The organism is Collinsella sp. HCP28S3_E12, from assembly GCF_052065595.1.
Taxonomy (GTDB): domain Bacteria; phylum Actinomycetota; class Coriobacteriia; order Coriobacteriales; family Coriobacteriaceae; genus Collinsella.
The window spans coordinates 34737-43552 of sequence record NZ_JBQHTS010000017.1 but is presented as its reverse complement, the minus strand read 5'-3'; the positions used below and the strand labels follow the sequence as shown (position 1 = coordinate 43552).

The window sequence follows — 8816 nt, the reverse complement described above, 5'->3', positions numbered from 1 at the left end:
CAAGGGGATCCATCCCTTGCGCCGCTATGCGGCTATCCTTACATGAAAAAAGGCGTGATCACTTTCGTCACGCCTTTTGCCTATTTAACTGTCTTACGAACACCCCGCTAACGGAAAGCTATTTCATAGCCGTCTGCTAACCCAAGAGCCGCCTCCTGGGTCGTTTAGGCAGACTGAGCATGGATTTGATGTCACGTCGCCCGAGTTTACGCTGCTCAACCTTGCTACGCAGGTCTCACGCAACCAGTTACTCATGGCTTGCTACGAGATGTGCGGCTCCTTTGCAGTGTTCACGCCTTGTAAACGGGCTCAGCAGCAGCTCGATGAAGCAATTTCGCTTAAGCTCATTCCGCCCGACTGTGGTTGGAAACGTGTTGTCGACACCAAGGGCAATGACACCAACTTGTGGAAGCGCACGCCGCTTCTTTCCGCAGCGGATATCGCCGCGTTCGCCAAGCAGGCCGCAGGCCTGCGCGGCGTTAAACAACTGCGCTGGGCGGCCGAGCACATGACGGGACAGACCGCCTCGCCCTTCGAAGTACAGACCTCCATGCTTGTCTCGCTCCCCCGCAACGAGGGCGGCATGGGCATCAATATCGCAAACAACGTGCGCATCCCACTCAGCGACGCCGCGCGCTCACTGTATGACAAAACCTGCTGCTACGCCGATATCCTCATAGAGAGCAGCACCGACAGCATGGGCGTCATTCTGGAATGCCAAGGCCGCTCCGCCCATGACAGCGAAGCCGCGAGCCTCTCCGATGCCGAGCGCACCACCGCCCTCACAAGCATGGGCTATGACGTTATCCAGATAACCTATGATCAAATCAAGGACACGAAGAGCTTTAACAGCATCGCCGAGCTAATTCATAAAAAGGCGGGGCTCCCTTACGTTCCAAAATCTAAGCTGGAACTCACTGCCGCAGAAACCCTTCGGCGGGAGCTATTGGTCGATTGGGATGAACTGTTCACCGTTACGTCTGCCGGCTAGCAGCTAGCGATCAGAGGGACTGCGGGGACGTCAGAAGCGGCAACGCGGGCGGCAAAACCCGCCTCGGTTAGCTCGACGACCTCGGTAAACGTTGCGTCAAAGAACTCTTCGGTCAGCAGACGGTACGGCGGATGATCCGGATCGCCGGGGTTTTCGCGCACAATCTCGTGCATAACGCCAATGGTCTTGAGCACATACTCTTGTGGAATCGAATACTGACCAAACTGGGCCGCCGCGGTATAGAGGCGATCGGTCGCACGCGGGATAGAAACGATGCCGAGCGTCTTGCCAAACCAGTCAAAGTCTCCCTGCTTCTTAATGCGGAACTCCTCGCACGGCTTGCCGCCTCGCGCCTCGAGATATTGGTTCACGCGCGTGTTCCACACGGTATCGGCCACCAGATGCGACCAAACGCCCAGCGTCAAATCGAGCAGCGACTGCGCCACGTCATCGGGCGCGAGCGAAAACTCGGCGGCGCCGGGGCCGTCAACCGGCTCGGCGTCTTTGTAGCGCTGCGGATAGTGCACCCGATTGAGCCTTTCACGCTCTTCGACAATCGAGGTCGCTGCAGCCGGCGCACCCGTCGGCGCACCTTTAAGCAAAGGCGCCACATAGGTGTCCCAAAACTCATGCTCGCGTGGCTTAGGAATGGGCTCGGGCTTGGCAAAGTGCGTGATGCGATACGGGATGGGGTCGGCAATACCGGGAACCATGTACCCCACAAAAATGTCCGGAACCACGCTGCCAAACAAAAAGGCATTGCGGTCGCGCACGTTATCGGCAAGCGCGCCGGCACGCGCCAGAAGTCGTTCCGTCTGAGCGATATGAATATTCCAGCTTGGCATAGCTACCCCCGTAAAAACCCGGATAACTATACCATTCGCAGCAAGTCACGTGCGCGGCCGCAACCCCACTATGCGGCAACTATTCTGCTGCACCGTTTTCGGTTCCATATGATGGCACGGGAGCCCCGACCACGTGGTGATATCGATCGATATAAATCGCACGGGCCCCAAGACGTCGTACTAAATCCTGATGATGCGTGCTCATCAAGACCGTCTTACCGGCAGCAACATAAGCCAGTAGAAAGTTGACCACGATGTCGCAAGAGTCCTCGTCAAGTCCGTTGGTAGGCTCGTCGAGCACCAGAATATCGGGGTTCATCGACACGACGGCAGCCAGCGCCACACGCTTCTTTTGCCCACCCGAAAGCTGATAGGGCGAAGCATCGACCAGATCGGCAACCTGAAACAGCTCCATGGCATCACGGACGCGGCGCCCGAGCTCGTCCGCCGAAAGCCCCATTTGAGCCGGGCCAAACGCGACCTCCTCGCCGACCGTGGCGCAAAAGATCTGTGCATCGGCGTTTTGGAACACGAAGCCCACGCGCTGATGGAACCGCTGGGTCGTCGCGGAATCCTTGAGATATGCCGCATCGACCACATGTCCATCAAACAGGTACGTACCCGCATCCGCAAGCTCAAGGCCGTTGATAAGCCGCATGATCGTCGTCTTGCCGCAGCCGTTGGGTCCAACCAGCGCAACCAGCTCACCGCGATTAACCTGCAGCGACACGCCATCGACCACCGTATGGCCCGCATAGGAAAACACCACGTCGCGAAACTCGATGAGCGGCGTGGCCTTGGCGCCGGCAGCACCGCTCGCACCCATCGCACCATTTGTATCGTTTGCCAAAACGTCGCCCTTCCCTATTCACATCGACGGCTTGACCGCCCGCGCTACAGCACCGCGCACAACACGGCGAGCAGCACCACAACAGCCGCATAGACCGCGTCGCGCCAGCCAAAGCCGTTCCGTGCAGGCGCCGGATATGCGCCGGCAAAACCGCGGCAAAGCATAGCCTCGTCCATCGCGCGGCTGCATTCCATCGCCTTGATAAAGGTCATGCCCATGATACCCGCGATCGAATCGGTACGCGAAAATCCTGCAGGCGCGCGGCCCACACTGCGCAGCATGACCGATTCGCACAGGTCGTGCGCCGTGCGACCCAGCACCTCGATGTGTTTGAGCGCCATATCAAACGTAAAGATAACCTCGTCGGGCAGGTGCAGCATCTTAAGCGCCGCCGACATGCGACTCCAGGTAAGCGTCCACGAAACGCCCAGCACCAATGACACATTAACAAAGGTCTTGAGCGCAATCTTGAGCATGGCGCCCGTGGCAGAAGCACCCAGCAGCAGGGCAGGAAGCGCCAAAACCACGGCAAACCCCGCGGCAGCCAACGCCGGCACAAAGGTCGCGCGCAGCCCGCGTACGGGGCGCACCGCAACGAGCACCAACGCGATCGCTGTCATCAGCATCAAGTACAGCGGGCTCTGCGTCAGGCATACGCACAGGACGCAGACGAACATCCCCACCAAACGCACTGGCGCCGAAACGGAAGAAAGGGCGCGGTCGATAATCGACCCGCCCTTATGTGCGCCGCCGCCTAGACGAACCCGCTCAAGCAGGCTCGCCAGATGCAGGACATTCTTTTGCATCACACGATGCCGAGCCCCCACGGGCTCGTATCGCTGCTCGACCGCAAGCCAGCTAGGCAGCTCGACCGTCGCCATGGGCTCCGCTTTCCTTGACCGTTAGCGAGACCAGACGGAATGCGATGGTGAGCACCGCCACGCCAATCACGCCCGAAAGAATATACATCGCGGCCTGGCCGGCAAAGCCAAGGCCCTGCTCCTCGGAATAGGCCTGCAGATAATCGCCCGTGGGCAGGGCATCGGCAAAGGTCGGGGTATCGAGACCGACCGAAGTCTGCAGACTGTCGTCACCAGCCTCCTGAACGGCGGTCGCGGCGCCCTCAGCGTCCCACTCGCCCCAGGCGTCACCCGTGGCAAGCAAGCCGAGCGGCGTGGCCACGACAAGCACGGCGACCAGGATGAGCGTGGGGACCAGTGAGGTCTTCTTGGCGGCAGCGCTCTCGGCAGCAAGCTGGCCATCGGCGGCCTCGGGCCCGACGATAACGCTCGGCGCCGTCTTCTTAATGAAACCGTAGATGGCGGCCGTCGCCACGCCCTCGACCACGCCGGCTACCAACATGTGCGGGATCATCATGGCCGGAATGGCAATAGAGAGCGGGAAGGGGCAGTACAGCGGAGCTCCCGAAGCGTTGGTAAAGAACATCGGCTGAATACCAAACTCGATCGCCGTGCACAGGGCCGCCAGGCACAGGCCGACCCAACCGCTTACGACGGCCGAAACCGAGGTGCCCCAGCTCTTGTCGTGCAAACGGCTGTTGAGCGCACGGAACACGATAGCGGCGGCAAACGGCAGCACGAAGGCCATGTTAAAGCAGTTGGCGCCAAAGGACAGGATGCCGCCGTCGCCAAACAGCAGCGCCTGCAGCGCCAGCGCGACCGAAACCGCGATGGCCGCGGCCTCCGGGCCCAGCAGCAGCGCGATGAGCGCGCCGCCGACGGCGTGACCCGTGGTACCGCCGGGCAGCGGCACATTGAACATCATGAGCAAGAAAGAGAATGCGGCGCAGATACCCAGAAACGCCATGTGCTCGCGATCGAGCGTGGCGCGCACCTTTTTGATGCAGTGAACCCACACGGGCACCATCGCCACTGCCATGACGGCATCGGTCTGCGGGGACAGATAATTATCTGGAATGTGCATGTACGCCTCCCGGTTATCGGCGCACAGAATTACAACGCCGCTTAAATCACCTTGCCAGTGTTACGTATTGTCAGATTCGTAACACGCCACGGGCTATCATAGCAAAACGGCGCACTGCCGACAAAGCAGCACGCCGTTATGTAATGCGCGTGTCATATATGCAGGCTCAGCAGTGCCTTATACCGAGGATAGCAGCCACGTAAGGCTCGGCAGCAGCCACCGCTGACCCATACCCCAGTGCAGGGCCTAGCCGCGGACCTCGCCGTTTACGCCCTTGCACACCTTGGTGACGATCTTCTGGTGCGCTTTTTCGACCTCTTCGCTGGTAAGCGTGTGGTCGTCGGAGCGATACGTAAGCGCAAAGGCCATGGACTTCTTGCCCACGCCCACGCGGACCGGATCGCGGTAGACGTCGAACAGACGCACACCCTCGAGCAGCTTGCCACCGGCGCTGGTAATGCGGCGCTCAAGGTCCTCGCAAGTCACGGAGTTGTCGACCACGATAGCAAGATCGTGCTCAACAGCCGGGTACTGCGAGAACTCGCGGTAGTTCTCCTGGTTGCGGGCGCCCTTGATCAGCTTGTCCAGGTCGAGCTCAAAGGCAACGACGACCTCGTCGATGCCCATGGCTTCGCGCGCCTCGGGGTGGATCTCGCCGACCCAGCCCAGCACGGTGCCGCCAGACAGAACCTCGGCGGCACGGCCCGGCTGCAAGAAGGCATAGCCCTCGCCCTCGACGGGACGGAAGCGAACCTTCTCGATGCGCAGCTGGGCGAGCAGCTCCTCGACGATGCCCTTGCCAAAGAAGAAACGCAGCTTGCGGTACTTCATGTTCCAAGACTGCTCGCTCCACTGGCCCGAGAGCACGCCCGCCACGGACTTGGTCTCCTTGGGCAGGCTGGCGTTCTCGCGGCCGTGGAACAGGCTGCCGACCTCGTACAGGTGCACGTTGGGCGTGCCATGGGCCTCGTTATACGCCACAGACTGCAGCAGGCCCGGCAGCAGCGAGCGGCGCATCTCGGTCTGCTCGGCCACCAGCGGGTTCATAAGTACCACGGGGCAGCCGCGGCCCTCGGTGGACATGCCGATCTTCTCCAGGTCGCCCGGCGCGGCAAAGCCAAAGGTCGTGGTCTCGTTGAGGCCGCAGGCGCGCAGGATCTCGCCGACCTTGCGGGTAAGCTTCTGCTCGCGGGTCAGGCCGCCGATGTGGTTCTTGGCAGCCGGGATGGTCGCCGTCACGCGGCCCATGCCCCACAGGCGCAGGACCTCCTCGATCAGGTCGATTTCGCGCGGCAGGTCGGGGCGGAAGCTCGGCGGGGTAACCATAAAGTCCTCGCCGTCGCTCTCGACGGTGCAGCCCAGACGGGTGAGCGAGCGCTCGATAAAATCGGGCTCGATGTCGGCGCCGCAGATGGCGTGCACGCGGGCCAGGCGCAGCTTAATGCTGTCGATGGTCTTGGGCGCGGGGAACACATCTACGTAGCCGGGAGCGACCTCGCCGCCGGCGATCTCCTCGATGAGCGCGCAGGCAACATTGGCCACATCCACGCAGCCGGTCTCATCGACCTGGCGCTCAAAGCGGATGGAGGCGTCGGAGATCAGCGACAGATCGCGGCTGGTGTGCGAGGTGCGACCGGCGTCGAAGCAGGCGCTCTCGACCATCACGTCGACGGTGTCGTCCTCGATCTCGGAATCCATGCCGCCCATAACGCCGGCCAGCGCCACGGGGCGCTCGCCGTCGGTGATAAGGCCCATGCCGGCGTCGAGCGTGCGCTCCTCGCCGTCGAGCGTCGTGAACTTCTCATCCTGCTGGGCGGCGCGAACCACCACGCGGCGCCTGCCATCGCGCTCGGCAAAGGTGTCCAGGTCAAAAGCGTGCAGCGGCTGACCGGTGAGCATCATCACATAGTTGGTGATGTCGACGATGTTGTTGTGCGGGCGCACGCCCAGGGCGTTAAGGCGCTTGACCATCCAGTCGGGCGACGGGCCGACCTTCACGTTGCGCACGATGCGGGCGACATAGCGGTCGCACAGGCCCTCGTCGGCGATCTCGACCGAAAGCTCGTCGTCGGTCGCGCGGCCGGTCTCCGCCTTGATGGCGGGCAGCTCAACGTGGAAGTCGCGATCGAAAATGGCACCGGTCTCACGGGCCATGCCGATCATGGACAGGCAGTCGGGGCGGTTGGGCGTGATCTCGCAGTCGAGCACGGTATCACTCGAGCCCACATACTCGGCAAACGGCATGCCGCAGGGCGTATCCTCGGGCAGGATCATGATGCCGGAGTGGTCGCCGCCCAGGCCGAGCTCGCGCGCGGAGCAGTTCATGCCCATGGACACGACGCCGCGAAGCTTGCTCTTCTTGATCTTGACGTCACCGGGAAGCACGGCGCCGATCATTGCCGTGACGATGTGGTCGCCGGCCTCAAAGTTCTGAGCACCGCAGACGATCTGCAGCGGAGCGGGGTTGCCGTCGGCGTCGAGGTTCTTGTCACCCACGTCGACCGAGCACACATACATATGGTCGCTATCGGGGTGCGGGGTCTTGGTGAGCACCTTGGCGGTCACCACGTGGTCGAAAGACTCGCCCACGGTGTCGATCGCCTCGACCTCGGTGCCGGTACGGATATATTCGTCCGAAAGGGTCTTGGGATCCTCCGGAATATCGATCATGGTCTTGAGCCAGTCGTAAGAAACACGCATCTAACTGGTCTCCTTTCATCTGTAACGTCTGCAATAAACAGACGGAAAACTCCAGCTACGGAGACGGGTTTCCGAGGTGCCGCAGATTGCCCCGAAAGAGGAGCGCCGCGTACTTGGGTACGCAAGCGACGGTTTGAGGGGCAAGGTGCGGTGGCTCGGGAAGCCGCCGGGACAGGTCAACTTAAAACTGATTCAGGAAACGCATATCGCCTGTCATGAGCGTTCTGAGGTCGGGCAGGTCGTAGCGCAGGGCCGCGACGCGCTCGGCGCCAATGCCAAAGGCGAAGCCGGTGTACTTCTCGGGGTCGATGCCGCAGTTGATCAGGACGTTGGGGTCGACCATGCCGCAGCCCAAGATCTCGATCCAGCCGCTGTGCTTGCAGAAGTTGCAGCCCTTGCCGCCGCAGACGTGGCAGCTCACGTCCACCTCGCAGGAAGGCTCGGTGAAGGGGAAGAAATGCGGGCGGTAACGCGTCTTGCGGTCCTCGCCAAACATGCACTTAACAAAGTAGTCGAGCGTGCCCTTAAGATCGCCAAAGGTGATGCCCTCGTCGACGACCAGGCCCTCGATCTGGTTGAACTGCGGCAGGTGACAGGCGTCGGCCGTGTCGGGACGGTAGACGGTGCCCGGGCAGATCATGTAGATGGGCGGCTTCTGCGACTCCATGGTGTGAATCTGCACGCCCGAGGTCTGGGTGCGCAGCAGCACATCGGACTCGCCGTGGGCATGCGCCTCGGGGTGCGCGACGCTGCCGGGGTTGTTGTCGACCACATAGAAGGTGTCGCGGGCCGAGCGGCTCGGGTGATCCATGGGGGCGTTGAGCGCGGTGAAGTTGTAGTAGGAGGTGTCGACCATGGGACCGGACTCGACGGTGTAGCCGATACCGCTAAAGATATCCTCGGCCTCCTCGATGATCTGCTTGATCAGGTGCTGGTGGCCGATCTGCGGACGAATGCCCGGCAGCGTGATGTCGACGGCCTCGTGCTCCAGTGCGTGCTTGAGGGCGGCGGCCTTCATCTCGGTGGTGCGCTCGTCGAGCATGCCCTCGATCAGCTGGCGCATCTCGTTGGCGCGCTTGCCCATAACGGGGCGATCCTCGGGGGCGAGCTTGCCCATCATGCGCATCAGGCCGGTAATACGACCCTTGCGGCCGAGCAGCTCAACGCGCGCAGCCTCGAGCTTGGCGGCGTCGTCGGCGCCTGCGACGAGCTCCTTGGCCTCTTCCTCGAGTTTGACCAGATCATCAATCAGACTCATGTCTTCCCTTTCGTCTCTCGCGTTCCCCGCTCGCCAGGACGACTGCCGCCGTCTGGCGTTGCAAAAACGCGGCCCGGTTCGGTAACAAAAAACCGTCCTCGGGCATGTGCATTGCCCAAGGACGGTTGAATTCCGCGGTACCACCTTGTTTGACCCGGCGGATGTCTGGCCCGCCGTGCCCACTCTATGCCCCTTATCGCGAGGCTCACGGCTTCCCTACTGGGGCTT

The 8816-nt window shown here is 61.8% G+C and carries 7 protein-coding genes; 1 reads left to right on the top strand and 6 read right to left on the bottom strand.

Annotated elements, in window-relative coordinates; all coding sequences use genetic code 11:
• Window positions 1-253: 253 nt before the first annotated feature.
• On the top strand, window positions 254-991 hold the full coding sequence (locus ACTNBY_RS07495; RefSeq protein ID WP_441063984.1) for a hypothetical protein: 738 nt from the start codon (window positions 254-256) through the stop codon (window positions 989-991).
• Here the strand turns inward: ACTNBY_RS07495 and ACTNBY_RS07490 are convergent.
• The 6 genes from ACTNBY_RS07490 to pheS form a co-directional block, all read right to left on the bottom strand.
• On the bottom strand, window positions 988-1836 hold the full coding sequence (locus ACTNBY_RS07490; RefSeq protein WP_441063983.1) for a hypothetical protein: 849 nt from the start codon (window positions 1834-1836) through the stop codon (window positions 988-990). The genes ACTNBY_RS07495 and ACTNBY_RS07490 overlap by 4 nt on opposite strands.
• A 79-nt stretch (window positions 1837-1915) precedes the next feature.
• Window positions 1916-2686 carry an energy-coupling factor ABC transporter ATP-binding protein gene (locus ACTNBY_RS07485; protein ID WP_441063981.1) on the bottom strand — a complete coding sequence of 257 codons (771 nt, stop codon included), beginning with the start codon at window positions 2684-2686 and terminating at the stop codon, window positions 1916-1918.
• Window positions 2687-2730: 44 nt separating this feature from the next.
• Entirely contained in the window at window positions 2731-3567 is an 837-nt protein-coding gene (locus ACTNBY_RS07480) for an energy-coupling factor transporter transmembrane component T family protein (protein WP_441063980.1), read from the bottom strand.
• Window positions 3545-4630 (bottom strand): cobalt transporter CbiM, encoded by a 1086-nt coding sequence (gene cbiM, locus ACTNBY_RS07475; protein ID WP_441063979.1) that lies wholly within the window; start codon window positions 4628-4630, stop codon window positions 3545-3547. The genes ACTNBY_RS07480 and cbiM overlap by 23 nt, the downstream gene beginning before the upstream one ends.
• A 246-nt stretch (window positions 4631-4876) precedes the next feature.
• Window positions 4877-7330 carry a phenylalanine--tRNA ligase subunit beta gene (gene pheT / locus ACTNBY_RS07470; protein WP_441063977.1) on the bottom strand — a complete coding sequence of 818 codons (2454 nt, stop codon included), beginning with the start codon at window positions 7328-7330 and terminating at the stop codon, window positions 4877-4879.
• Between the two features lie 181 nt (window positions 7331-7511).
• Entirely contained in the window at window positions 7512-8588 is a 1077-nt protein-coding gene (gene pheS, locus ACTNBY_RS07465) for a phenylalanine--tRNA ligase subunit alpha (protein ID WP_154517607.1), read from the bottom strand.
• Window positions 8589-8816: the final 228 nt, after the last annotated feature.